Below are 26,598 nucleotides of genomic sequence, written 5' to 3' on the forward strand. Positions count from 1 at the left end.
TTTTATCACAAAATAGTTAGATTTAATTTCTAAAGACTTATTTTTTTATAAACACTTTTTTAAAACAATACTTTTTTCACTATAAACATAGTAAAAACGAATTATATTTTAAAAAGAAAATCAATAAAAATAAAGAGCATCATGAAAAATGTGCTCAACAGAGAAAATCCCGCATGATTTTTGAAATCATACGGGATTGTTCTTTTACATCAATTTTTGCTTTGAAAAACGACTAGAAGTAATCAAAAAATAACACAACATCCGATTAAAAATCTTGCTCCACTACACCAAGTGCATATGAGCATAGTTTCAAATGCATCTTCACTACGTTCATGTAGGGTTCCAGCTCATACTATTCCCGCAGAGTGTTTTCTACGCATACAATTGATTTAATTATTCATATTTGAGACATGTTGATTTTATTATGTCTAGTCTCTTTCATACAAAACTAACTAAATTTTATACCATTTTTGAATAAATATCGAAATTGTAGACTGCAATTTTTTGTAATTATTTTTGAATTTCAATGTGAAATAGAAAGCACGCATAAATTGTAATACTGCTGTACGTCCTTTTAAGAAATGTGCGCTAAATCCTTCATATTGAGAAATCATCTCTAAGCGATCAAAGATTTGTTCAATCCATTCTACAAGTAAGTCTTCTTCTATACCGTTCGCCAGTAATAGCTCAATTAATGATAAAAAACGTTCTTCTTCATCATCTGTAAAAACATGCTCTTTCCAAAAATTCGATTGAATCGCCATCAATACAGGTGCTGCATACGTTGTATATTCCTGACGTTCTTGTAAGAGGACATAGATGAGTAAAGCAGCATTTCCAACAGAATAAGCAAACCCCTCTTCTGTGTACGCACGCAAGTCACGTTCACGCTCCATTAATAAAAGTGCATCTTCTAAAATTTTCTTTCCTAATTCACTTTTCATTTGATCTTCTGTTAGAAGTAAGCGTAACCATTCAGTTGAAAGCGCACGCTGAAATACAGTAGTTCCATGTGTACTTCCTACTGTACCTAATAGTAGATTTTGTGATACAATCTCGTCGATCAATTGTTGTTTTTGCTCATCTGATAAAATATGATACTGTACTAAATCAATTAATAAACGATAATTTAATTCATCACGCACTTGAGGATCGGCATCACCTAGATGCTGGATCATGTCATTTAAAAGTTCAGTTTGAGGTTCTAAAAAAAACTGACGTTGGATTGTAGGGCCACCATTTAAAAGTGTTGTTGCTTGTTCAATAAAGTTCATATGTATAGCCTCCAAAAAATAGTTTTCAACTCATCATAACTATTTTTTCAAAAAATGGCTACTACTTAAAATCGACGTTCAAAATAGGAACAACTTGCGGCTAATTGCTGGAAACTTTCTTGTAATGCCACACGCGGATTTTCTCTTCGTATAAACTGTAAATAATGTTTAGTTGCTTCATAGTATGCTTCATGGAAAATTCCATAATCTTCATCCACAAAACGTTCACCATTTAATTCAATGCAAATATGATTGTCCACACGCTCAAATAAGTAGAAGTTCTTCTTACCATACTGTTTTACTTTTTTTACAGTGTTTTGAGATTCAAACTCAATTAGTACATCCCAAATTAATTGCAGAAACTTACCTTGAAAATCAGAAGTTAATAATACTCGATCATTTTCTAAATCCCTTACCTCTACATCTTGAAAAAAGAAATCTTCATAATAGGCCGTTTTCAAATGTTCAAATGCATTGGAGATAAATTCAATTTTCATGCCCTTCACCTTTTCTACACTATGTATTATTTTGCGTATAATATGTATCATTTTTTCTTTTATATACATAATATTTCACTTCTAACATAAATACAACCTTCGATTCATAAATTTTTAGAAAAAACAAATAAATGTGTACATTAACGGTTTTTTTATACATTTTTGCGTATAAAAAGATGCAGCCTTCTTCTTGTTAAAGACTACATCCTATTCGCTATATTCTCTATTTTTTTAGCACATAGCACTCAATTGCTTTTGCAACACCTTCTTCGTCATTCGATGTGGTCATTGCTTTTGCAATTTCTTTTAAATCTGAAATGGCATTTTGCATTGCGACAGGAAAACCTGCTACTTGGAAAAGTGCCAAATCATTTGCACTATCACCTAGACACATCACTTCATCTAAAGAAATGTGTAAATGACGACACAATTTTTCAATTCCATATGCTTTTGAAATACCTAGTTGATTTATTTCATAATTCGTTGAAGCAGAACTTGTTAGTTCGATATCTTGCCACCCTTTTACTTGTTCATAAAAAGCTTGTAACTGCTTGGGATCTTCAGATTGTACGCCAATTTTTAAACAGCGCGCAATCTCTTGTTCATTTGGTATTCCATCAATAAATTCACCTGCATCTGTAAAACCCCAAAAAGGTATGCCAATGTCCTCAATCGTTTTAAAAATATGCTGTGCTGTTTTGAGATCGATATAAGCTTTCTCTCCTACATGCCCTGCCTCATAATACACATCCGCACCGTTTGCCGCTACAATAGGTTGCTTTAATTCCATCAATGCTTCATATGGACGAATACGCGAAATGCCTCTCCCTGTACAAACAACAACGTGAATCCCCTCTTTTACAGCTTGTTGTAAAACCGAAATCGTATGTGGACGAATTGCATGTTGTGAATCAAGTAATGTTCCATCTAAATCAATCGCAATTAATTTGATATTCACTAAAAAATCACCTCATTATTATTTTACAGGGACTTGTGCAAGTAGCTGGTGTAATTCTTTTTGATTATGCACCACGTATGTTGCTTGATGAGTTGTCTCCTTATTCGTACCATTATACCAACAACTATCAATCCCTATATTTTGCGCACCTTGAATATCAGAAGATAAAGAATCACCAATCATTAACGCTTCTGTAGGTATAATCTCTGTCGAATGTGCAAAAACATAATCAAAAAATGCTGTTTGTGGCTTTTGTGAGCCTGTTTGTTCTGAAATATAAATCGCATCAAAGTACGAGCGAATCCCCGAACCATCTAAACGGCTATTTTGTGTTTTTTCTAAACCATTTGTTAGAGCGTACATTCGATAACCGAGTGATTTGCAAAGTTTCAATGTTTCAAGCGCACCGTCAAGTAGCTGTGTTCCCTCACCTAAATATTGTTGGTAGTGTCTTGCTGCTCTCTCCCCATCAATCTCTTTCCCGAATTCTTTAAACGTTAAGGTAAAACGTGTATGAATAATTGTATTTTTTGAAATTTCACCGCGTTCATATTGTGCCCAAAGACGTTGATTAATTTTTCTATAGGTTTGAATCAATTGTTGCTGATTATCTTCTGGTGCTAATTCACGCATAATACGTGTGAGCGCCACCTTCTCTGCTAATTGAAAATCAAATAATGTGTCATCTAAATCAAATAATAAATAATGGTACCTTTTCATATTACAACCTCCATTATCCATTATATGCTAAAAAGTACTTGTCGTATAGAATGTTCTAGTGTATTATGTTACTAGTACACTAGAACAAATTGAGGTGATTTCCTTTTATGTTTGCTCGCTTTTTTGGATTACTCCAACGCGAATGGCGTCGGGATACAAAAGAATTTTACCTTTTAACATTAAGTACGATATTGATCATTTGGTTTTTACCGCTCTTAACACGAAAGGTGTTTATCTTTTCATTTTATGAACTCGTACTTGGATTGCTCGTTTTTACGGCGATGTTTTATGTATTTCTCATTCCTTTTCTGTTTGCCAATAGCATTCGAAAAGAGACCCAACAATTAGATTTATGGCTACATACGGAAGTACCATTTTGGCAACTTCTTTTTGTTAAATCTATCTATTATCTACTTGTAACTCTTGTTCAAGTTGTACTAATGGTCATTAGCACATTTATCTGTCTTGCACAATTGAATGTCACGTCACTTACATCCTTTGTTCCCATTATTTTCTTTTTAAGTTATAAAATGTTTGAGTCAGTTATTTTCAATCTACCATTTTTTGCGCTATTACTTGGCATTTTACTCTTTTTCAAACGCTACATTGGTCGATTTAGTTACCTTATAACAATTATTCTCTTCATCTTATTTATGCGATTTAATGTATTACTTTATGAATTCACATGGTATAAAAACTTGATGTATACAGGTGACAACCTTGCTTCTTGGATTCCTATGCCTAGCAATTTCGTAGATGGTTTATATGATGTGATACATGAATTTTTGTATGTACGTGAAATTTATTTTGGGATTATTTTATTCGTTTTACTATTATTCATCAGTACATATTCGTTAGAGAAGGTGTTAAAAAGATGAATAATGATTTTAATCGTGAAAAACCCATCTATGCACAATTAGTCGAACGAATTTGCAGCGACATCATTAAAAATCGTTTGGCGCCTGGTATGAAAATGTTGTCTGTACGTGAATATGCACTTGAAGTGGGTGTTAATGTCAATACAGTTCAGCGTGTTTATAAGGAGTTAGAACAAATGAGACTAACGGAAACAAAAAGAGGACAAGGTACATTCATTACAACGGATGAAGCACGTATTCAATTACTTCGACAAGAAACACGTAGACGCATTGTCGAGCAATTTTTTCACAATATGAACGAATTTGGTTTTACAAAGGAAGAAGTACTGGCAGAAATTAAACGGTTAGGAGCTGATACACATGATTAACGTAAAGAAAGTGTGTTATAAACATCGCAACCGTCCCGTTCTAAACGATGTCTCTTTTCAAATTCCGATTGGTAAAGTTATTGGTATTGCTGGAGAAAATGGTGCAGGTAAATCTACACTTCTGCGTCTACTTGCTGGTATTAAAAATCCTGATGACGGCACGATTACATTAGATCATCAACCATTGACACATCGAACATGTAGTCGCTTCGCCTATTTACCTGATACCGATGATTTTTATAGTTATTTAACAGGTGTGCAACTATTTCAATTTTATGAAACGCAATTTGAAGATTTTAATTTCCTAAAAGCACTCGAAGTAGCTGATTTTTTAGACATTAATATTGAACAAAAAATTAAAACACTTTCAAAAGGACAGCGTGGACGCTTAAAAATGGCGGCGACTCTCGGGCGTGAAACCACGTATTATTTTATGGATGAACCATTCTCTGGGCTAGATCCTATGGTACGTGATTCACTCATTAAAGGATTAATTCGCTTCACAGATGCTGAAACACAAACGATTGTGTTATCGACACATGAATTATATGAAGTTGAACCGATTTTAGATGCACTTCTTCTACTAAAGAATGGTGAAGTCATCTCCTATCACTCGCTTGAAACAATTCGAGAGGAATGGCAGCAAGATGCTGTTTCTTGGATGAAAAAACAATATCGAAAGGAATGAAGACATTGAAAGCAGTTGTCGAATTGCAACAACTATCGAAAACGATTAAAGGCAAAGAAATTATTAAAAATGTCAACTTATCTCTTTACGCTGGACAGATTACAGGATTTTTAGGACCGAATGGTGCTGGTAAAACAACCACAATTCGTATGATGACAGGGTTAATGAAACCTACATCTGGTGACGTACTAATTGAAGGGAAATCAATTACAAAAGAATTTGAAGAAGCGATTTCAAATGTTGGTGTAATTGTTGAAAACCCTGAAATGTATAAATTTATGTCAGGTTATAAAAACTTACAACACTTCGCGAATATGCATCCAAATATTACAAAAGAGCGTATTAATGAAGTGATTCATCAAGTAGGACTTGAAAAACGTATTCATGAAAAGGTAAAAACGTATTCACTTGGTATGCGTCAACGCCTTGGCTTAGCACAGGCATTACTACATCGTCCTAAGTTTTTAATTTTAGATGAGCCAACGAATGGATTAGATCCAGCTGGTATTCGTGATTTACGTCAGCATTTACGTAAAATTGCGGAACAAGAACAAGTGGCAATTATTGTATCAAGTCACTTACTGTCTGAAATTGAGTTAATGTGTGATAGAATCGCGATTATTCAAAATGGTGTACTAACAAATATTCGTGAAATGAATGAAACAGAAACATCTTACTATCAACTTGAATTAGAAGGTGACGCAGTAGGTTGTCTGCAAACACATGGTTATACATTCACACAAAATGAACAGCTATTCAAAGTAGAAATTGATCGTCAAAACGTTCCGACTCTACTACAACAATTAATGGATGCCAATGTACAAGTATATCAAGTTGCACCATTCCACGAATCACTTGAAGATCAATTCTTAGCAATGACAGGAGGCGGACAAATTGCTCAAACTAATTAAAAATGAATGGGTTAAATTATGGTCAAAAAAATCTTCATGGGTCATGTTAATTTTAACATTAGCAGTTATTGTTGCAATGCTAGTAGGTTTAAAAACATTCGACAAGTTAGTGAATGGAGATGAGGAACCAACTTCTTGGAAAGAACAACAACAAATGACAATTGAAGGCAATAAAACCTTCCTCACTGAAGAAAATCTAACAACAAAAGAAAAAGAACGTCTAGAAAATGAAATAAAGATTGCTGAATATCGTTTAAAGAATAATGTAGAACCACCTGCTTCTGATTCAACAGCAAGCTTCCTTGAAAGTAGTGTAAACGCACTATCTCTTATCTCATTATTCGGTGTCATTGTAGCAGCTGGGATTGTATCGTTCGAATTCGGCACCGGTACGATTAAAATGTTATTAACACGTCCGATTGCACGTTGGAAAATTCTTCTTTCTAAACTGATTACAACTTTCTTATTTACAATCTTACTAACTACGGTTGGTTTTGCATTAAGCGCCCTTTTAGGCTATGTATTCTTTGATTCTGCCGGTACATCACTTACTATTCAAGATGGCAAAGTAACAGAAGTCAATCTTATTGGACAAACACTATATAGTTACTTATTAAGTTATGGTGATATTTCGATGAGTATCTTCTTCGCCTTCATGCTTGGTACATTATTCAGTTCAAGTTCACTGGCGATTGGTCTAACGCTATTCATTACATTTACTTCTGCTACACTTGTTGCATTACTTCAAAAATACGAGTTCATCAAGTATTTCTGGTTTAGCGTAACAGATTTGAATGGAATCGAAAAAGGCTACACGATTTTACCTGACTTAACAATCGGATTTGCCCTATCGGTTATGGCTGTATATGCGATTATTTTCTTAGTGATTAGCTTCTCTGTCTTTACAAAAAAAGATATTACAGCTTAAAGAAAAACAGATGTCATGTATTGGCATCTGTTTTTCTTCGTCTTAGATGGGTATGGTTACATACATAGTTTTGACTGTACTTTTTAAAAAAGCTATTGAATAATAAATTGATGGTTTTTTTCCGTAATTTAAGAAAGAAAGAGGAGATTATATGATGCACTTTACATTGAATAACGGCGTAAAAATGCCAGGTCTTGGTTATGGTACATTCCGTTCGGAAGAAGGTAGCGATTTAGCAAAAAACGTCAAACACGCTATCAAAGTTGGCTATCGTAGTATTGATACAGCTTTTATTTATCAAAATGAAACATCTGTCGGTCAAGGCATTAAAGAAGCAATTGAAGAAGGTCTTGTGACACGTGAGGAATTATTTATTACAACAAAAGTGTGGAATGATGGCTTAACATTTGAGGAAACAATTCAAGCGTATGAGGACTCATTAAAACGCCTTGGACTTGATTATATTGATTTATACTTAATTCACTGGCCAGGCTTAGATGAAAACTATGTAACCGTTTGGAAGGCACTTGAACAGCTGTATAAAGAAAAACGTGTTCGCGCAATCGGTGTATGTAATTTTGAAGTGCCTCATTTAAAACACTTACTTGCACATACAGATATTGTTCCTGTCATCAACCAAATTGAATTATCACCAAAATTAACACAAGAAGAGGTTCGTGCACTCTGTAAAGAACATCATATCGTTGTAGAAGCTTGGTCTCCTCTTATGAATGGTGAACTTCTCACAAACGAAACAATCATCGAATTGGCTGAAAAGTACGAACGTACACCTGCACAAATTATTTTACGATGGGATTTACAATCTGATATTGTTACCATCCCTAAATCGATGACACCAAAACGCATTGAAGAAAATTTCGATTTATTCAACTTTACGATTTCAGAAGACGATATGAAAAAAATCGACGCTTTAAATGAAGATTTCCACTACGGTCCAAAACCATCTGTATTTGATTTCGGACGTTAATGTTTAATCAGCATCCCTTTTAAGGGGTGCTTCATTTTACTGTGAAAGGGAGTGGGCATATGCCGTTAGATCCATCATTTGAACAACAAGCAAAGCAGTTAAAAGTTGAATTAACACGTTTTATGATGGCTTATCGTTTTGCTTTAGACGAAGTTGAAACAAAGGTAAAAATTTTAAAAGAAGAATTTCATCTCATTCACGAGTATAATCCAATTGAACATATTAACACACGTTTAAAATCACCTGAAAGTCTTATTGCTAAAATTCAAAAACGACAAATACCACTTGATTTAGTTTCTATAAAAGAAAATATTCAAGATATTGCTGGTATTCGCATCACTTGTTCTTTTGAATCAGATATTTATCGTATACAAGAGATGATTTGTAAACAAGAAGATTTAAAGGTTGTTAAAATTAAAGATTATATCCAACAGCCAAAAGAATCAGGTTATCGTAGCCTGCATTTGATTTTACAAGTACCTGTCTTTTTGTCTGATCGTACGGAGAATGTGTATGTTGAAATGCAAATTCGTACGATTGCGATGGATTTTTGGGCAAGTTTAGAACATAAAATTCACTATAAATATAATAAAGACATCCCCGATTATCTATCTAATCAACTCGTAGAAGCTGCACATACAGCCGCCCTTCTTGATAAGAAAATGGAGAAATTAAATGAGGAAATTAATATTCTGAAAAATCAACAAGAGGATGCTGCCTACGACTATCGCTCCTTACAAACAACAAAATTATTTGCGGCACTCCAACAGATAGCAATTCCTTCTTCAAAGGAGGAATAATAAAAAAGCACAGTCCCCCAAACGACTGTGCTTTTTTCATGATTTATTCTGCTTCTACTGATTTAAATTCATAACCCTTTTCTTCCATCGCTTTTGATAAAGCAGCGAAAGCTTTTGGGCCAATACCATGTAGACGTTTTAGACTCTCTACGTCAATCTCACGCAAGTCCTCTAACGTATACAATTCCGCAGTGTGTAATGCACGAATCGCAGGTCGAGCTACTCCCTCTGGCCAATGATTCATTCAAAATACCCTCCTTGTTTTTGCTTAGTTCTTTTTATAGTTAATTCTAAAAAATCAAACTATGTATTTAAATTGTATAAAACCTATTTCTTACAAGTTCAATATTTTATCATACTATTTTGTTAAAAGGTCTTTTTCGTTAAAATAATTATCATCATATGACAATTTTATGAATTGCATCTGGATTGTTTTTACACCTATATACATTATACCGATGATTAAATATCCTTTCAAAATTCTATCATGAAACTACTAAAATAATTGTGACAATTGTGAACAGAAACAAAGGTCGATTATTATTGAAAAGTATGGTATATTTAAGTGTATATGAATAAAGGACGTGAACTTTTTTGATTAAAATTGAAATGCCAAAACCAGACGTAGTCATTCGTCAGCGTGAACAAAAACTAAAAGACGGTGAAGTGCCGATTCCATCAATTTATGGTTTCATCGACTTCCATAAAGTGCCTCGTGATAAAGGTGGTTTAATTCTATTCTTCAACGAAGATAATGAATTATTATTTGTCGGAAAAGCGCGTAAATTACGCCCTCGTTTAAAAAAACATTTCCAAGACCAAGTATCACCATTAAAAAATCATCGTGAAGAGGTTGCGAAGATTGAAGTATTCGTAGTAGAAGATCCAATGGAACGTGAAATCTACGAAACATATATGATTAACACATTACGTGCAAAACATAATATTGATAAAGTGTTTTATAAAGACTAATTGAGCCTGAGACAAAAGTATTTTCAACATAGCAAATCCCGTATGATTTTTTAAAATCATACGGGATTTGTTCGTTCAGATCAATTTCCGCTTCGAAAAATGAATAGAGGTAGGAAAGAAAAGAACGCTACGTCCTGTTGCAAATCTTGCCCCACTACATCACGTAGCGTTCGGGCATGGCTTCAAACTCCTCGTCACTGCGTTCCTGTGGGGTTTTCAGCTCATGCTATTCCCGCAGGAGTCGTTTTCTACGCGTTCAATTGATTTGATTATTCGCATTTGAGACATATTATTTTGTTCTGTCCCAGGGTCTTTTTTATTCCAATCAAATATACCAAATTTTAAGTATTTATTTCCATTTTTATAAATTATTACGCTAAAGAGCTATCTTAACCTTATGTTAGCGTGTAAAATATAGGAAGAGGAGGACGAAACATGTTTCGAAATATACTTTTAGTTATAATGTGTACATTCACATTAGCCGCTTGTGGTGGGAATGGTAGTAATGAAGAAATTAGTAGTAACGATTTAAAGATGATTGATCAAGGTTTAGCGGCTGTCGCTGCAAATGACTTGGGTAAGGCAGAAGGTATTTTTGGTTCAATCAACAACAGCGAAAAAGCACAAAAATATCATGAACAAATTGTCTTAATACGCGAAGGTCAAAAGTTATTAAAAGATGGTCAAGTAAAGCAAGGTAAAGCAAAATTAGAAGCTGCTACTAGCTCTGATGGTGGCTCAGATTTAATAACAGAAATAGCAAAGTCTACACTCGCAAAAGCAAATAAAAAGCAAACAACAGAAAAAACAACTCAACCTACTCAAGTGACGAGTTCCAAAAATGAATCGGTTGTCATTTCAGATCATTATTCAGGTATGTCATTTGTTCGATTAACAAATGAAAAAGGTAACATACGTGCGCAACCTTCAATTGATAGTAAGGTTGTATACAGTGGTGATTTAGATGAGACATTCGTTTATTTAGAAGAAAAAGTCAACACATCTGACGGTCGTACTTGGTATAAAGTAAGCTATAATTCAGACTCATACGGTTATATTAGTAAAGCTGTATCGACTTTAACGAACGATGCCTATGTTTATCATGATTATGCTTCAACTATTGTCGTAACAGCAAAAACAGCTAATATTCGACTGAGCCCTTCAATTGATAGTGATATTATTGTAAAAAATATAAGTAAAGGTAGTACATTTACTTATACAGGTTATTATGTGAATACACCAGACGGTCGTACTTGGTACGAAGTAGAATTACATAATGGTTATGATGATTACGGCTTTATAAGTAAAGCAGTTGCTAAACTACAATAGCAGTTCGTTATAATACACGTACTAAAAAAATCGACTCCAAAGTGGGTCGATTTTTTTATGTTGCTTCATATGTTTCTAGTAAACGATGTGTTTCGTAGATTGCATACTGTTTCAAATCTTGGTCATGTTTAATCAAGTAAGGATCTAAGTATGCTTTCCACGCTTCCGATTCATCATATGTTAATTGTTCTTCTTTTTCTTTCATATTCCAACACGTAATATGCAATTCCTCAGCAAATTGTTTACCATCTGGGCAAAGTGTTGTGGGTGTCATTAAAATCGCACGTTCACAATCGTAATATGCACGCCCTGTTGCAAAATGATTCATCATTTCAGGTGTGAGCTTTTCAGGTTCTTTACATACCATCATCGCAGTTCTTACACCATGTTGTTGTGCAATAATGGCCACCCCAAAACTTTCAGAAGGTACAATGATTTGTACATCTTTATAAGCCATATGTTGAATTAATTTTGCATAGTATAAAATTAATTCATATTCTGTCATTAATTCGACAGGTTTAATCGTTGTTTTTTCTTCAATAAATCGCTTATGTAATTTTTTAATATAAATTTGTGCTTTTTTTAGCCTACTTGATTGCTGAAAACGTTTGACCGCATGCACTTGATCTTTCTTCTTATGATACGTTCGTTTTGAATGTAATGACGGTAATTTTTTTATTTTTCGGATTGCATCTTGTATATAATAAATACCTAATCCGAGTAAAATAGATGAAATGAGAACCATCCATGCTTCCGTCCACATCCAACGATACGTGTAACCTACAGCTTGTACATATTGTTGAATCGTTTGCGTATCATAGAAAAAAGGTGCAAAGATCCACGGTGTTAACTGTAAATAGAACGCAACAAGACAACTTAGTAGCAGTTGATGAATTAAACGTTGCCTATTTTTTTCAATCTTTTCATGATGATGTTGTGCATACTTTTCTTTTAAACGATCTTCCGTTTGAATAATCGATAAAATATGCTCTTTTGCACAATCTGGGCAATATAAAACAATCTTATGTTCTTGTAATACTTTACTTTGTTCTTTCTTGTGAAATTCGCAAGTATAACGCACGATGTCCATTTCCTTTCACTTCTTTTACGGTACTGTTCTATTATAGTAATAACTATATAATCCCGCATGAGTGATAACACTCACATTCCACAAAAAAAATTGGCACTAATCGTATAGAAAGAATCAATTCAAAAGAAGGAAATCTACTTCTTTTGAATTAAATCTTTAATAGGTCATTTCTAACAGTAATTCATCCAATATATCTTGGTAAACTGCTTGTTTTTGTTGAACATCTTCTACCGCAAGTTGTTTTTTCTTTTCTTCAAAGTACGTAATAACAGGTGCGTAATCCATATTTATCTCTTTGATTCGCTTTAACAAATGTGGTACATCTTCATACATCGTTTTTTGCTCTAATATTGATGTAATTTCTGTTTTTGCTTGTACAATCGGGTCAAAAGCTTGAAGTCGCTTGGCTGCTTTTTCTAAACGTACGACACGATATTCTGATTGATTTTCAATTTCTAAAATTTGTTTTTCAATTTCAATAAATAATTGTTGAATTTCATGTAAAAGAGCCGATTTTTGTTCTTTAAAATATGTTATAAATTGTTGCTCATATCGAACTACTTCTTCTCTTTTTTGTTCTGGGTCTGTAAAGAGTTGTTGTGAAACGCCTCTTTTATATTGCTGAACAAAACTTGCATATTCTGTATATAACTGAATTAACTTTTTACTCTTAGGTAATTCAGCTGTATGTGCTTTTAAAAATTCAATTAACTGATAAGACGTTTCTAATTGATGATATTCTTTTTTTAGTTGTTCAAATGTCTTTTCTAATTCATGAATTTTATACTCCTGTTCTTTCGACTGATAAACAGCATTATCACTCTCATCCATAAATTCACGCAACATATTATAGGCTTCTAAATATGGATCGCGCTGTACTAATGAACGAATTTCTAAAATAAATCGATCCACCCATTCAAAGAACCGTTGATGAATCAGATTTGAAAAAGCTTCATTATCTAAACGACACATCTGAATATACGCAAACAATTGATCAAAATTTGAGGACTGATATAATGCATCTTCGTCTTTTTCAACTGCTTCTTGCAATGCTTGAAAAGAAACTGATAATTGTTTGAAAACACCGAAAAAATCTTGTTTTTCTAAAATTCCAGATGATAAATTATATGGATCTTCATTTAGTACAAAAAGCATTTCTTTCTGTTCTTGACCAATTCGTGCTAATAATGTACGTTCTGAAGGTAATCCTTTAAACTGATGATTTGCGAGCCATACAACTGCTTGGCTTCGCTTTAAAAAACTCTCTTTAACAAAAACAGACTTTTGATACGAAGGTGTATCAAAAATTGTCACTGCTTTTAATAAGTCATGTTTTAAAACAATATCAACATAATCTAAACCACTTCGCATCATTTGAGAACTAAATGTATCCGATATGGCAAATAGCTCCACTTGACCAAGAGAAAACTGTGCAACTTGTCCATCTAAAAAGTGAGCTGTTACACTTTCTTTCTCACCATAATGAATGATTGTGTGTACATACGACACACCATGGTATTCACTTGGCATAACATGACGATTCAATAGCGTATTAATAAACGTTGCTTTGTTTGCATATACATCACCAATAACAAGCAGTTTTAAATCGTCTTTTGAATCGGCAATCAGCTCACGTAATTTCCGGGCTGTAATACGCGTACTCATATGTTTACTAAGTAAAAATTGAATCCTCTGTAACTGTTGCTTCTCACCAACCAGTACAGGTTGTTCGCTACATTCGATTTGTTGGATTCGTTTTTCATATTGTGTATGATTATTCTTTTCCATATATGTCACAAACCCCTTTTCTACATATCTTTAGTATACATGATATGTGAAAAAACACTACAAACAATTGCTATTTACTTATTATTTTTTTCAAAAAAATCATCACTTTTCGACTTGTTTTTTCATTTCTCCTATTACTTTTATACCTATTTCAATTCAATGATTTCAACTTACTATGCTTTTATGTCTTTTTTCATACTTTATTTTTGAATCGACTCATATAAACTTCGATAAAAACCACTTTCTTTTATTAAATCAGTATGTCTTCCTTGTTGAATATGGACCAATGATTGCCACTTGCTTTCCTAGCGGTATTTGCATCGAAATCTCTTTTAATACCATCTCACCTCCTGAATTTTCAATAGACATTTTTTCAATAATGATATATTCATTAATTTCGTTTAAAGATATTTTTTCTTGATCTTTAGCAAATTCATTGAGGACATCTAACACTTCGAAAACACGTTTCACACCGGCATATGCAGCTTGTAATGAATTCAATGCATTTGATAACTGTTCAGTCGGTTTAAAAAATTGACGTGAGTAAGCACTAAATGAAGCGATCGTTCCAATTTTCCCCATACCATACCATATACCGTCATAATTGCACCTACTCCCACCATCAGTGTACGTGCCATATTATTAAAAAAACGATTTAATGGTGCTAAAGAACTTGAAACAACTTCTGCTTGGAAATCTGCCTTTTTATAACATCGATTTCTTGTATTGAATGTATGCCACTGTTTCTTCTCTTGATTAAACAAGGTCACTACCTCTGCACCTAATATATGTTCATTCATATTTCCAAGCGCATGTTGCCTTGCTACATAATCTGTACTAGAGCGCATGACAATTTTTCGTGAAACATATAATAAAAACGGTAAAATAATAAAACGAATAAGTGCTAACTGCCATGACAGAAGCAGCATAGCAATAATGATACCTAAAATTGTGAATATGGATGAAATCAGTGGAACTGCATTTTGACCCAATGCGGTGCTTAAATTATCTAAATCATTCGTTAACCTACTCATTAAGTCTCCTGGCGAATGTTCTTTATGATAAAATGTGAAAATTAAGATTTTTTAATTGAGGTTTCATTTGCTGTTTATAATAAAATGTAATATTTTGAAAAGTAATGTCCCCTATTTCAGGATGATTTTTAGGTTCAATTAGAGAAATATCTTTTAGAAAAGTGAAAATAAAAGAAAGGCGTTGAATGGAAGGAAGAGATCGTACCAATTGCATAAGTGCCATGATACTAAGTGTTACTGTGCTGAAAATTAAATTCAAATAGTTGATAAAAGCTAAAACAGCCCCTACTTGAATCTGATTTATATCAATTTTTAAAAGACCAATCCATAGCGTACTAACAATTCCTAAATTAATAATGAGCATGACAAGTGGGTTAAGGGAACCCATGACTTGTGCTATCTTTTTATTTTGTTGCGTATAATTCCATTAATTTTTTTAAAGCGTTGAATTTGTTCTTTTATACGGTGGTAAGCTTTAATAATATACATACCAAATAGTGTGGTAATAAACCAATATGGCTTAATAAAACGAAATAAACTTAAAAATTTTTTCACTTTATCACCTCTTTTTGAAAAATTTAAAAGTAATTGAATAAAAAAAGCCACTTCTTCGTTCTTGTTCGAACAAGAGGAAGAAGTAGCCTTCCCAACAAATATTAGAAATAATCGATGAAGCTTGGAATATGATTTGGAATTAAATCTTCAAGTAGTTCAACCATTTCTTCAGTTGGTGTTGTAATTCGTTCAATACTATATAAATAACGTGGGCGCAAGTAACCGAGTAACATTGTTGTTAATGTTTGGATGGTTACATGCACTGCATCATCTACTAAATCATCACTTAATTTTGTCACCGTTACGCGACCTGAAGCAGATGTCACTTCGAATGTTCCTTCATTCCACTTTGCAAGACGATCTTCCACCGCAATGCGTAATGTGAAGTCAGGTAGTTCAAACGGGAACTGTTCCATGAATGATTGAACATCGACAATACGTGCCATAAAATACGGCGATAAACTTTGCTTAATTTCGCTATCCTGCATTAAAAAGGCGATGGATTCTGTTCCACTCGTTTTTCCAAATACATGATAAACCATGGATTTATGTGCATGAATGAAGTTCCATAGTCCTTTACGTGCCTCATTCGTTAAGTAGATTAATTCATCCACATAGAAGTTTTCTTCCATAATACGATAGAAAAGATAGCCGACTGGTTCGTCTGTTTCTGCTTCATAGTAAACAGCTGTTTGAAGTTGTGTATCGCTACCTTCAAACTTCTCTTCCCAGTAACTTTCTTGGAATTTTTCATTCCATGCGATTGGATTACGCACCATCATCCCATGTTTTTCAAGTGCGTATTCATGATAAATTTGTTTAATATGTTCATGTTCAAGTGGCACGCGGCGCACCTGTCCTTCGATTTGGTCATAGTAAGGAATCTGTGTATCCTTCATTTGATATTCAACAATATCACTCATAATTTCAAAACCTTTATTACGATAATAAGGAATTGAGTATGGGAATAAGTATGAAATTGAACGGCCTTCGTCACGCATATTTTCTAAACTTTTTAAAATGAGTTTATGCATTAAACCGTGGCTTGAGTACTCTGGGTACGTGCCAACTGCTGTAATTCCTCCCATTTCATAAATTTTACCGTGAATGTTCACTTGAAACGGTAAATTTAATATTTGAGAAATTAAATGGTCTTTGTCGAACCAGCCCATCGCAGTCCCCTCACGGAATTGCTTGGATTTCGCATTAATGAACACACGATCTTTGTGCATCGATACATTAATTTGAAATACATAATTTAAAAGTTTAATAAATTGATCCATTTCTTCCATTTGGATCTCACGCAACTCTAACTGTTGCTTTGTCATAATTCCACTCCTCTTATTTGGTCCATCAAATACATCTATACCACCATTTTGACAATTATTAACAAACCGTCTTATGTTTTTTTATGTATGGCAAGTCTTTCTACTATATAAAGAAAGCATATTTCCCTTGAACCTTATATACTATCTTAATATTCTTTTATAGAACTGTCCAATAAAGTACTAGTATGATAGGGTTTGGAGGCGAGTGACCCTTTTTCGCCCTCGAATGGCCCTTTTACACATGCGAATGACCCGATATGAGGAGTGAGTGACCCAAATCGCTCAGCCAGTGACCCGTTTCGTCGACCGAATGTTCGTTTTCACACCAGAATAGTCAAATGAAGTCCCACTAAATTACTCAAAAGCCTTGAAGAAAGTACGAAAAGGGAGCAATTTAGTCTTTCAAACGAGTGACCCGTTTTCGCCCTCGAATGCCCACTTTGCACGTGCGAATGACCCGATCTGAGGTACGAGTGACCCAAATCGCTCAGCCAGTGATCCGTTTCATCGCTCGAATGTTCGTTTTCAATCCAAAACTAAAAACTCTCGTATGACCAATACATCATACGAGAGTTGAATTTATTCGATATACTATTCACCGCGCATGTAATCTTTTGGGAGTGAGAAGCCACGTCCCATAATATCCGAGGCATTTAAGAAAATAACGAAGGAATCGGTTCCTTGTGTTTGGAGTAATTCTTTTAAATAGACGGCTTCTGACTGCTCAACAACGCTAAACAATAGTGCTTTTTGTTGTTTTGAATAGCCACCTTCAGACCAAATTTTTGTGAAGCCACGGTTAATTTCCTGATGAATTAAACGGCGTACTTCTTCTTCTTGGTCGGTAATAATTAATACGAGCTTAGATGACGATGTACGAAGCTGTACCAAGTCAATGACTTTACTCGTAATAAAGATGGCAATCATCGCATACAGCGCCAACTCTAAATTAAATACAAACATCGCTGCAATAACGACTACTGCATCAATTAATAATTGAGCGAACCCACTGGAAAAATGAAAATACTTTTTTAATAATTGTCCGATAATCGTTGTACCACCTGTTGAACCATTTCCACGAAAGACAAGACCTAACCCAACACCTGTTAAAATACCGCCATAAATGGATGCAAGCATGGGGTCATGTACTTTGAATGGAATATGTGCAGTTGCTGCAATGAATAATGGCAGCATCACTGTCCCCACTAATGTTTTTACACTGAAATTTTTCCCAAGTAAAGCATACCCTACGAAAAATAATGGAATGTTAATGGCTAACTGAACAATCGTTGGATTCCATTGGTAAAGCTCATATAAAATCGTACTAATACCAACAACGCCACCTGCTGCAAGTTTTGCAGGTAATAAGAAGGTGTTAAAGGAAATCCCTAAAATAAATGTACCGATTAACATTAAAACATATGAACGTGCTTCTTTTGCCATGTGAAACGCCCTCTCTCTACGAACTTCTCTTTCATTTTAACGAGCGAGGGTTTCAGTTGGCAACTATTGGAGAAAAAGTTTGTTTATTTCGTGTTTTTATGTCCGCTAAAATGCTTGTAACAAGCCCATCATGACAATGTTCGTTAAGTGTGCCGCTAACTTTTCTGTTCGGTGGTCTTGGTCATGTATAGGATTTACTTCGCATACGCTAAAACTAACGACATTCGGTTGACGCGTTGCGACTTGTAAAATTTCACGTACTTGTTTTGGTTCTAATCCACAAACAGCTGGGATACTTACACCTGGTGCATAGGCAACGTCTAAAACGTCCATGCATAAAGAAATCATCATGACATCACATGTTTGCGTAAATTCGTCCATCATCATTTGAAGTTCACCACGTGCTAACTCATCTTCGCATAAATACGCAACACCATAGGCTTCTGCTCGTTGAAATAATTCATTCGTATTCGTATAACGCCCGATACCACAAGCAAAACAAGTAACGTGATCATCTTCATCTAAAATCTGCTTCATAACAGACATTGAGGTTGTATGTTGATCATACGAATGAAGCGAAAAGCGCGACGCAATACTTAAAATACCGATTTTCACATCCACTCCGTACATTTTGCGTACACCGAGGTAATGTCCATATAATGTTTCATGACCACCACCTAAAATAATCGCACATTCTTTATGTTGTAAAATATGATAGACTTTCTCACCTAATTTTTTTTGAGAAGTTTCGAGTGATTCTTCATATGAAATATCACCGTAATCCTTTAATTTAGAAGGTTGTGGTGCGCGCCAAGGAATGTTGGAGAGCGCACGTCGAATGGTGGCTGGTGCTTCTGCTGCACCTATTCGACCTTGATATCTTTTGACACCTTCATCACATGAAAATCCAATGAGTCCAATCGTTGGAACAAAAGCTAATTCACTTACTTCTTCATAGCATGCAACGACTTGATGATAACGTAAATTGTCAAATGTCGTAGGGAGATCTATTCGACCACACCAATTTTCTTTTGATTGATTCACCACTTTCCATCAACCTCCTGTACGTCTTTTCACTAGTATAACGTGTTTAAGCACTTTATAATTTGTAAAAATTTTGAATTTTAAAATAAATAAACACCTCAAAAGCATAAGGCTCTATACTTTTGAGGTGATTTTTTCACTTATGGTATTCTTCTTCAAATTCTTCTTGAACAAATTTAGGGAAAGTTAAAACAGGTATGTGTGACTTTGTTTGAATTGTTCGACTGACGCTTGATACGAGTTCACGTAATCCTCTTGTTCCTCTATTACCTATGACAATTAAATCTGCATGATGATCATGCGCATGACTTAAAATTGCTGCTGCTGGGCCTGTATCATAGACAAAACCCTCTACATGATTTGGTAAGTCAATGAAGCGATTTTTTGCTTTTTGAATAATCTGCTCTGCATAGGCAAGCATCTCTGGCGCACCGTCATCATAGTTTTGTTGAAATGGTGATGGAATTTCAAGTGGATGTTCGTAAGCATACACAATATCTAACTCAATTTCTGCATGCATTTCTAAAATCTCATGAACATAATCAAGTACATCATTGGATAAGTCTGTATCGTTATAAGCAACTACGACTTTTTTTGTGAACATCGTACATCTACCCCTTTTCTATCGAGCCATTGCTCAGCTTCTTTCACTTCCACTATACCCTTTTTCTGCTTATAAGATACCTATTTTACCCAATTATTTTTGTCAATTATCGTAACACAGATGGTTTCGTATGGAAGTTTGTACCGTCTGTTGTTGCCTCTACATAATTTGCACGAATAACAAAGTCGCCAAAGTGTTCTCCTTCAAGGCGTTCTTTTGCATAGTGTGGAATAATCGTACGCAATTCTTGTAAAATTGTCGCTTCATCGACATTCTCTTTATAAATTTTATTTAAGCGTGAACCGTTAAATGCTGCACCTAAATACATATTATATTTACCAGGTCCTTTTCCAATAAAGCCAATCTCACCAATTGCTGCACGTGAACAGCCATTTGGACAACCCGACATACGAATGTTAATCTCTTGTTCATGTAACCCGGACTCATCTAAAATTTCTTCAATTTTTGTAATTAAACTTGGTAAATAACGCTCCGCTTCTGCCATTGCTAAACCACATGTTGGAAGTGATACACAGGCGATTGAATTACGACGAAGCGCTGAATAATGCTTGCCATCAGTTAACTTATACTTTGTAATCAGCGATTGGATTTTTCGCTTTTTAGTCGGCGTAATATCTGAAATGACTAAGTTTTGATTCGGTGTCATGAAAAATCGACCTTCATGTACTTTCGCAATTTCACGTAGACCTGTCATGAGTGGATAATCTTCAAAGTCTTTCACACGACCACCTTGAACAAATAATGTAAAGTGCCAATTACCATTTTCACCTTTTACCCAGCCATATTCGTCACCTGTACGTTCAAAATGGAATTGACGTGCTTCTTCTAATTCAAAACCGAGACGTTTGTGTAACTCCTCTTTAAACCACTCGATTCCATAGCGATCAATTGTATATTTGAATCGTGCGTTTTTACGCTCAATTCGATTACCGAAATCACGTTGAATCGTCACGATTTTTTCAGTTGTTACAAGTAATTGTTCTGGTGTCACAAAGCCAATTAGATGACCAAGTTGTGGGTATGTCTCATCATCACCATGTGTCATTCCCATACCGCCACCAACTGTAATATTAAATCCTTTTAATTCATTGTCTTCTACAATCGCAATAATACCGATATCTTGTGAATAAATATCTGTATCATTACTTGGCGGAATCGCAATCCCGATTTTGAATTTACGCGGTAAGTATAATTCACCATAAATCGGTTCCACTTCTTCCACTTGCGGTGTATCATGAACCTTCTCACCATCTAACCAAATCTCATGGTAGGCTTGTGTTTTTGGCAGTAAATGCTCACTGACTTTCACAGACCACTGATACACCTCTTCATGAATTTTTGATGTCGTCGGAATAACATTACACATCACATTTCGGTTCACATCACCACATGCAGCGAGCGAATCAAGTAAGACACGATTCATCTCTTGCATATAGGCTTTTACATTCCATTTTAAAATGCCATGTAACTGAAAGGCTTGGCGTGTTGTAATTTTCAATGTACCGTTCCCGTACGTACGTGCCATTTCATCCATCATGAGCCACTGTTCACTTGTCGCTGCTCCGCCTGGTGTACGTACACGAATCATGAATTGGTAAGATGGTTCTAATTTTTTACGTTGACGCTCGTCACGCTCATCACGATTATCCTGCATATAACTACCATGGAATTTAATTAAATTTTGATCGGCTGCACCAATTGAACCTGTTAATGGGTCCTTCATTGATTCTTTTAGCGTACCTCTTAAATAGTTACTCTCTTTTTTAATGCCTTCGTTAACTGATGGTGTACCTTCTTGTGGTGGTAGCACAATTTTCTTTGTCATGTTGTTTCCCCCTTAATAGACATCACGTAAATAGCGTTTTTCTTGTGTTAAACGCTCTAAATAGGCGCGCGCCTCATGTTCTGTTGTATTTTGCTGTTCTTGAATGACTTGTAAAATCGCTGCTTCTACATCTTTTGCCATTTGCTTTTCATCACCACAAATGAAGATAGTTGCACCTTTTTCTAGCCATTCATAGAATGTCTTTGCTTCTTCTAAAATACGATGTTGTACATAGATTTTTTCAGCTTGATCGCGTGAGAACGCCACAGACATCTTTGTTAATGTGCCTTCTTTTAAATAACGTTGCCATTCCACTTGATAGAGGAAGTCTGTCACAAAGTGCTGTTCACCGAAGAATAACCAACTTTCTCCTGTTGCACCTGTTTCATCACGTTGTTCAATAAACGCTCTAAATGGTGCAATTCCTGTACCAGCACCAATCATAATGATTGGCTCGTCGTCTTTTGGTAAACGGAAGTGATCGTTTTCTTGAATGAAAATAGGGATTTGGTCGCCAATCGCCAGTTCACTAGCAATCCATCCGCTCGTTACACCTTCATACTGTCGTTCTTCAATGTTATAGCGTACAAGCCCAACTGTAATATGCACCTCATCTGGATTTGCATCATAACTACTCGCAATCGAATAAAGACGTGGCGGTAATTTACGTAATGTATCAGCTAATGTTTGTGCATCTAACTTTACATCATAGCTTTTTACAAGATCGATTAAATCACGACCTTCACGCCATGCTACTTCTGGAAGTGGTGATACGCCTAATTTTTCAAGTAGTGGCTTTGTTAAAACACTGATTTCTAAACGATGTGTTAGCGCCTCCTGAATCGTTAATTCTTCTTGTTGAATTGTGACACGGTCATTTCCATCAATCGCTAATGCTTCTAGTAACGCTTGGACGCGCGCTGTATTATTTTTCGGATAAATACCGATGCTATCTCCCGGTGTAAATGAGATTCCTGAGCCTTCAAGTGATAATTCCACGTGATATGTCTCTTTATTTGAACCTGTCATATTCAAGTTAATCTTTTCTAGTACTTCTGCGTAGTATGGATTTTGTCTTGAATAAGTGGTTACTTCCTGTGTAGAGCTTACTTTCTCCTGTGCAATTGTGGCACCGACACCCGACTGTTGTAATAATGCTTGTTGTACAGCTGTAAACCAATTATTTGCATCTTCTTGGAAATCTAAATCACAGTCCACTCGTGGTACTAGTGCTACCCCGCCAAGCTTATGTAATTGTGTATCAAAGTCAATCGCTGTTTGACAGAATAAATCGTATGATGTATCACCAAGACCAAGAACGCTATACTGTAGATTCTCTAGTTTTGGCGCACGCGCACCGTGTAAAAATTCATAGAATGTTTTGGCGTTATCTGGCGCTTCACCTTCCCCTTGTGTACTCGTTACAATCAGTAAATTATCGACTTTTTTTAATTTTTTCACAGGGAAATCAGCCATCGAATAAACTTCTACTTGCACATCATTTTGCTTTAATTCTTCAGCAAATTGGGTCGCTAATTTTTTTGCATTCCCTGTTTGTGAACCGTAAAGAATACTTGCTGTAATGGTTTTGATTGGCGCCTGTACTTCTTCGACAATTACAGCTGGTTGGTTCGTTTGTCCATGTTGTGTAGTCGCAGCTAAATATCCTGCTAACCATGTTTTTTGTTCTGCTGATAAGTTGGGTACTAATTCATTTAATAATTGGATTTGTTGTTCTGTGAAAGGACTATTCACAACTTGTAATACCATGTATGCCACCTCGACTATTTTGTATGATATAAAGCTTCTACTTTTTCAATTTGAATCACGCGAGCGTCTTGTACAATGATGCGAATCGAACCATTTTGAATTGCTGGTAGATATTCATGTAACTTCTCACGCAATTGCTGTAAATGGTCTTGTTTCTTCATATACTCACCCCATTTAATTCGATACTTTGCATTTTTTTCTCTACAGCTTCTTTAAAAGCACGAGCCGTACTCGGAACTTCTCCTAATCGCTTTGTCAAAATCACCTCTCTTTTTTCAGTTTGTTGAAGTCTTTCCAGTCGTTTCATGAGTAAACCCGAGAATAATAGATAGGGTATGAGAACGACTGGTTCTTTTCTCTCTTGATGCAACGCTAAAACATCTTCAATTTTTGGTCCTGAACCATATAAAAAGGCGATATCAATCGAACGAATCGCAGTGCGTAATTTTAGCCGACTGGCGATTTCCGCAAATTCTTGCTGAATAGCAGGTTCTGAACTACCGCGTCCTACAATGATCAGTTGTGCATTCTTTGGAATGGGTTGTGTACTTAGTTGCTCAATGACTGCGTCAATCATCGTACGCGTTACACCAATTGGCTGACCGAGTGTAAACGTCACAGTTGGATATTTCGGTCCTACCTCTGCTAAAATCTCTGGTAAATCCGTCGTCGCATGCTGCGCTGTCAATAACAGTAATGGCATGACGATAATCTCTGTTGCACCTTTTGCTACACATGTGGCAACACCTTCTTCAATAGAAGGTGAAGAAATCTCTAAAAAGGCAATCTCTTGAATTGGTTCGTCCATCTGACTTTTAACGCGTTCAATAAATTCAATCGCCTGTCTCTCGCCTTCTCTCACTCGCGTTCCATGTCCTACATATAAAATCGCTCGCATTCGAATCCCTCCTAATAAGCTAGTGTCGCCTCTTGTACCCAAGCAATTTTTTCACGTAATTTAACCACTTCACCAACTAAAATAATGCTTGGATTGGCAATTCGTTCTTCCTCGACAATGCGTTCAATATTTTCAAGTGTTCCCGTTACAGTGCGTTGTTTGTCATATGTTCCCCAATGAATGAGTGCAACCGGTGTATCAACCGCACGTCCATGCGTCGTCAATTGTTTAACAATATACGGTAAATTTTGAACCCCCATATAAATCGCGACTGTATCAATCCCTGTCGCAAGACTCTCCCACTTAATCGAATCATCTTTGCCTTCCTTCATATGTCCTGTTACAATCGCAAAACTAGAACCATAATCACGATGTGTTACAGGAATGCCCGCATAAGCTGCTGCTGCGATACCTGATGTAATACCTGGGATAATTTCAAATGGAATATTAGCGGCCGCAACGACTTCAGCTTCTTCTGCGCCGCGTCCGAATACGAATGGATCACCACCTTTTAAACGAACGACCACCTTTCCTCTTAGCGCATATTCTACAAGTTGTGCATGGATATGCTCTTGAATCATGGCATGCTTTCCGGGAAGCTTACCGCAAAAGACAAGCTCTGCATCTGCTCTTGCTTCATTTAAAATATCTTCATTAATTAAACGATCATACAAGATTACATCTGCTTCTCGTATGACACGTAGCGCCTTTACCGTTAATAGTTCCACATCTCCCGGTCCCGCACCGACAATATATACTTTTGACATGTGTCATTCCTCCTTCTGAATAGAAAAAGAGACTCCTATTCATACGGAAGAACCGTAAAAATAAGAGCCTCTAGTTGTCTAGTCAGCTTCTTTTATATTTACTTAATTGTTAGTTTCGATGGTTTATTTGTTTTTGTTTGTGTAAAACGATGTTTTTCCAAGCGATTGATTTGAATAATCTTCCCGTCTTGAATCGTTATTTGTACTTCACCAAATTGAATTTCTTGAATCGCTTTTTCAATAACCGATAAGTGCTGTTCTTCAATTAAATTCGTCATACAATATCATCCCTCTCAATCCTAAGTAACTCTATAGGAATTGTTTTATTGGACTTATTTTAGTATTGTAACGCAGAGAAGTCAACAGCATTTTCCATTTTCTTTTTAGATTGTTGTAGATTTTTGCAGAAAGACATAAAATACGATACGATGAAATGGAAGAAAATTGATACTTAATGAAAAGAAAAGAGGTCTTATTCGATGAATTTAGAACAAACTGCAGTTGTATTAATCGATGTACAGGGTCGTCTTGCTACATTGATGAACCGTCATGAAGAAACACTTCGTAAATTAGAACAGCTCTTAAAAGGCGCAAAAACACTTGAACTACCGATTGTATGGCTAGAGCAATATCCGAGAGGTTTAGGTCCTACTGTCGATTCACTTGCAGAGATCTTATCTCCAATTACAAAGCCAATTGAAAAAATAACATTTAGTGCATGGGGAACGGATGAATTTAAAGAGGCACTAATAGCTTCGGGTAAAAAACAAATCTTATTATGTGGTATTGAAACGCATATTTGCGTCTATCAAACCGCTAAAGATTTAAAAGCAGCTGGGTTCCATGTAGAAGTGGTTGCAGATGCTGTTGATTCTCGCTTCGAACTTGATCGCGAAATCGCATTACGTCGTTTTGAACAAGAAAACATTCCTTTAACAACGGTCGAGATGGCTTTATTTGAACTGCTGAAAGTGGCAAAAGGCGACGCATTCAAACAAATAAGTAAAATTATTAAATAGCAAAAGAGGGAGTAGTTGAATGATTACTGCTCCCTTTTTTGATGAAAATAAGCATCTATTTTTCGGAAAATCCGCAGCAGTATGAACAAGCTAAAAACAAA

At 35.4% G+C, this 26,598-nt stretch carries 30 protein-coding genes; 10 read left to right on the top strand and 20 right to left on the bottom strand.

All coding sequences use genetic code 11. The features are described 5' to 3' along the window. Positions 1-452: 452 nt before the first annotated feature. The 4 genes from MHB75_RS05945 to MHB75_RS05960 all read right to left on the bottom strand — a co-directional run bounded on the left by MHB75_RS05945 (position 453) and on the right by MHB75_RS05960 (position 3,449). Positions 453-1,274, bottom strand: coding sequence for a DUF2785 domain-containing protein (locus MHB75_RS05945; protein ID WP_340996478.1), 822 nt, complete (start codon positions 1,272-1,274; stop codon positions 453-455). Between the two features lie 65 nt (positions 1,275-1,339). Beyond that, positions 1,340-1,771 (bottom strand): hypothetical protein, encoded by a 432-nt coding sequence (locus MHB75_RS05950; protein ID WP_340996480.1) that lies wholly within the window; start codon positions 1,769-1,771, stop codon positions 1,340-1,342. A gap of 223 nt (positions 1,772-1,994) precedes the next feature. After that, entirely contained in the window at positions 1,995-2,729 is a 735-nt protein-coding gene (locus tag MHB75_RS05955) for a Cof-type HAD-IIB family hydrolase (RefSeq protein ID WP_340996482.1), read from the bottom strand. Positions 2,730-2,747: 18 nt separating this feature from the next. Further along, positions 2,748-3,449, bottom strand: a complete 702-nt coding sequence (locus MHB75_RS05960; RefSeq protein WP_340996484.1) for a YjjG family noncanonical pyrimidine nucleotidase — start codon at positions 3,447-3,449, stop codon at positions 2,748-2,750. 281 nt (positions 3,450-3,730) lie between these two features. Between MHB75_RS05960 and MHB75_RS05965 the strand changes: the two genes are divergently transcribed. The 7 genes from MHB75_RS05965 to MHB75_RS05995 all read left to right on the top strand — a co-directional run bounded on the left by MHB75_RS05965 (position 3,731) and on the right by MHB75_RS05995 (position 9,010). Further along, the gene (locus MHB75_RS05965) at positions 3,731-4,327 is read left to right on the top strand and encodes a hypothetical protein (RefSeq protein ID WP_340996485.1); all 597 of its coding nucleotides are present in this window, start codon (positions 3,731-3,733) and stop codon (positions 4,325-4,327) included. After that, complete coding sequence (locus MHB75_RS05970; RefSeq protein ID WP_068453147.1) at positions 4,324-4,695, top strand: GntR family transcriptional regulator; 372 nt, start codon at positions 4,324-4,326, stop codon at positions 4,693-4,695. The genes MHB75_RS05965 and MHB75_RS05970 overlap by 4 nt, the downstream gene beginning before the upstream one ends. After that, positions 4,688-5,383, top strand: a complete 696-nt coding sequence (locus tag MHB75_RS05975) for an ATP-binding cassette domain-containing protein (RefSeq protein WP_068453146.1) — start codon at positions 4,688-4,690, stop codon at positions 5,381-5,383. Before MHB75_RS05970 ends, MHB75_RS05975 begins: the two co-directional genes overlap by 8 nt. Next, positions 5,380-6,294 carry an ABC transporter ATP-binding protein gene (locus MHB75_RS05980; RefSeq protein ID WP_068457319.1) on the top strand — a complete coding sequence of 305 codons (915 nt, stop codon included), beginning with the start codon at positions 5,380-5,382 and terminating at the stop codon, positions 6,292-6,294. Before MHB75_RS05975 ends, MHB75_RS05980 begins: the two co-directional genes overlap by 4 nt. Next, on the top strand, positions 6,278-7,222 hold the full coding sequence (locus MHB75_RS05985; protein ID WP_141274313.1) for an ABC transporter permease: 945 nt from the start codon (positions 6,278-6,280) through the stop codon (positions 7,220-7,222). Before MHB75_RS05980 ends, MHB75_RS05985 begins: the two co-directional genes overlap by 17 nt. 151 nt (positions 7,223-7,373) lie before the next feature. Beyond that, positions 7,374-8,210, top strand: a complete 837-nt coding sequence (locus MHB75_RS05990) for an aldo/keto reductase (RefSeq protein ID WP_340996490.1) — start codon at positions 7,374-7,376, stop codon at positions 8,208-8,210. Positions 8,211-8,269: 59 nt separating this feature from the next. After that, complete coding sequence (locus tag MHB75_RS05995) at positions 8,270-9,010, top strand: GTP pyrophosphokinase (RefSeq protein ID WP_340996493.1); 741 nt, start codon at positions 8,270-8,272, stop codon at positions 9,008-9,010. Between the two features lie 43 nt (positions 9,011-9,053). Here the strand turns inward: MHB75_RS05995 and MHB75_RS06000 are convergent, their stop codons facing one another. Then, the gene (locus MHB75_RS06000) at positions 9,054-9,254 is read right to left on the bottom strand and encodes a hypothetical protein (protein WP_068453137.1); all 201 of its coding nucleotides are present in this window, start codon (positions 9,252-9,254) and stop codon (positions 9,054-9,056) included. A gap of 350 nt (positions 9,255-9,604) precedes the next feature. On the opposite strand from MHB75_RS06000, the gene MHB75_RS06005 reads away from it, so the two are divergent. Together MHB75_RS06005 and MHB75_RS06010 are read left to right on the top strand one after the other, a co-directional pair. After that, positions 9,605-9,982 carry a nucleotide excision repair endonuclease gene (locus MHB75_RS06005; protein WP_068453134.1) on the top strand — a complete coding sequence of 126 codons (378 nt, stop codon included), beginning with the start codon at positions 9,605-9,607 and terminating at the stop codon, positions 9,980-9,982. 435 nt (positions 9,983-10,417) lie between these two features. After that, positions 10,418-11,311, top strand: a complete 894-nt coding sequence (locus MHB75_RS06010) for an SH3 domain-containing protein (RefSeq protein ID WP_141275031.1) — start codon at positions 10,418-10,420, stop codon at positions 11,309-11,311. 55 nt (positions 11,312-11,366) lie between these two features. Here MHB75_RS06010 and MHB75_RS06015 read toward each other — a convergent pair whose 3' ends face one another. The 15 genes from MHB75_RS06015 to MHB75_RS06085 all read right to left on the bottom strand — a co-directional run bounded on the left by MHB75_RS06015 (position 11,367) and on the right by MHB75_RS06085 (position 25,756). Continuing rightward, complete coding sequence (locus tag MHB75_RS06015; RefSeq protein ID WP_340996496.1) at positions 11,367-12,401, bottom strand: restriction endonuclease; 1,035 nt, start codon at positions 12,399-12,401, stop codon at positions 11,367-11,369. 156 nt (positions 12,402-12,557) lie between these two features. After that, a complete protein-coding gene (locus MHB75_RS06020; protein WP_340996497.1) occupies positions 12,558-14,189 on the bottom strand; it encodes a dynamin family protein in 1,632 nt (543 codons plus the stop codon). Positions 14,190-14,444: 255 nt separating this feature from the next. Beyond that, entirely contained in the window at positions 14,445-14,690 is a 246-nt protein-coding gene (locus tag MHB75_RS06025; RefSeq protein WP_340996498.1) for a hypothetical protein, read from the bottom strand. Then, positions 14,687-15,223 carry an ABC transporter transmembrane domain-containing protein gene (locus MHB75_RS06030; RefSeq protein ID WP_340996499.1) on the bottom strand — a complete coding sequence of 179 codons (537 nt, stop codon included), beginning with the start codon at positions 15,221-15,223 and terminating at the stop codon, positions 14,687-14,689. The genes MHB75_RS06025 and MHB75_RS06030 overlap by 4 nt, the downstream gene beginning before the upstream one ends. A gap of 22 nt (positions 15,224-15,245) precedes the next feature. Continuing rightward, positions 15,246-15,587, bottom strand: a complete 342-nt coding sequence (locus tag MHB75_RS06035) for a hypothetical protein (RefSeq protein WP_340996501.1) — start codon at positions 15,585-15,587, stop codon at positions 15,246-15,248. 292 nt (positions 15,588-15,879) lie between these two features. Further along, complete coding sequence (locus MHB75_RS06040) at positions 15,880-17,109, bottom strand: GNAT family N-acetyltransferase (RefSeq protein ID WP_445667021.1); 1,230 nt, start codon at positions 17,107-17,109, stop codon at positions 15,880-15,882. 588 nt (positions 17,110-17,697) lie between these two features. Next, positions 17,698-18,549 (bottom strand): YitT family protein, encoded by an 852-nt coding sequence (locus tag MHB75_RS06045; RefSeq protein ID WP_340996506.1) that lies wholly within the window; start codon positions 18,547-18,549, stop codon positions 17,698-17,700. 105 nt (positions 18,550-18,654) lie between these two features. Next, positions 18,655-19,596 carry a formimidoylglutamase gene (locus MHB75_RS06050; protein WP_340996507.1) on the bottom strand — a complete coding sequence of 314 codons (942 nt, stop codon included), beginning with the start codon at positions 19,594-19,596 and terminating at the stop codon, positions 18,655-18,657. 133 nt (positions 19,597-19,729) lie between these two features. Next, complete coding sequence (locus tag MHB75_RS06055) at positions 19,730-20,197, bottom strand: universal stress protein (protein ID WP_340996510.1); 468 nt, start codon at positions 20,195-20,197, stop codon at positions 19,730-19,732. A gap of 106 nt (positions 20,198-20,303) precedes the next feature. Continuing rightward, positions 20,304-22,043, bottom strand: a complete 1,740-nt coding sequence (gene cysI / locus MHB75_RS06060; protein WP_340996513.1) for an assimilatory sulfite reductase (NADPH) hemoprotein subunit — start codon at positions 22,041-22,043, stop codon at positions 20,304-20,306. 12 nt (positions 22,044-22,055) lie between these two features. Beyond that, entirely contained in the window at positions 22,056-23,813 is a 1,758-nt protein-coding gene (locus MHB75_RS06065; RefSeq protein WP_340996514.1) for an assimilatory sulfite reductase (NADPH) flavoprotein subunit, read from the bottom strand. 14 nt (positions 23,814-23,827) lie between these two features. Beyond that, a complete protein-coding gene (locus tag MHB75_RS06070; RefSeq protein WP_082701401.1) occupies positions 23,828-23,974 on the bottom strand; it encodes a DUF2292 domain-containing protein in 147 nt (48 codons plus the stop codon). Next, positions 23,971-24,711, bottom strand: a complete 741-nt coding sequence (locus MHB75_RS06075; protein WP_068453102.1) for a sirohydrochlorin chelatase — start codon at positions 24,709-24,711, stop codon at positions 23,971-23,973. The genes MHB75_RS06070 and MHB75_RS06075 overlap by 4 nt, the downstream gene beginning before the upstream one ends. 11 nt (positions 24,712-24,722) lie before the next feature. Beyond that, on the bottom strand, positions 24,723-25,478 hold the full coding sequence (gene cobA, locus MHB75_RS06080; protein ID WP_340996517.1) for a uroporphyrinogen-III C-methyltransferase: 756 nt from the start codon (positions 25,476-25,478) through the stop codon (positions 24,723-24,725). Between the two features lie 98 nt (positions 25,479-25,576). Beyond that, positions 25,577-25,756: a YezD family protein gene (locus tag MHB75_RS06085; protein WP_068453096.1), complete on the bottom strand. Its 180-nt coding sequence runs from the start codon at positions 25,754-25,756 to the stop codon at positions 25,577-25,579. 201 nt (positions 25,757-25,957) lie between these two features. Here MHB75_RS06085 and MHB75_RS06090 point away from each other — a divergent pair, with 201 nt between their 5' ends. Continuing rightward, positions 25,958-26,497, top strand: a complete 540-nt coding sequence (locus MHB75_RS06090) for a hydrolase (RefSeq protein WP_340996519.1) — start codon at positions 25,958-25,960, stop codon at positions 26,495-26,497. The last annotated feature ends 101 nt before the right edge of the window (positions 26,498-26,598 follow it).

Source organism: Kurthia sp. FSL E2-0154 (assembly GCF_038003625.1).
Lineage (GTDB): Bacteria > Bacillota > Bacilli > Bacillales_A > Planococcaceae > Kurthia > Kurthia gibsonii.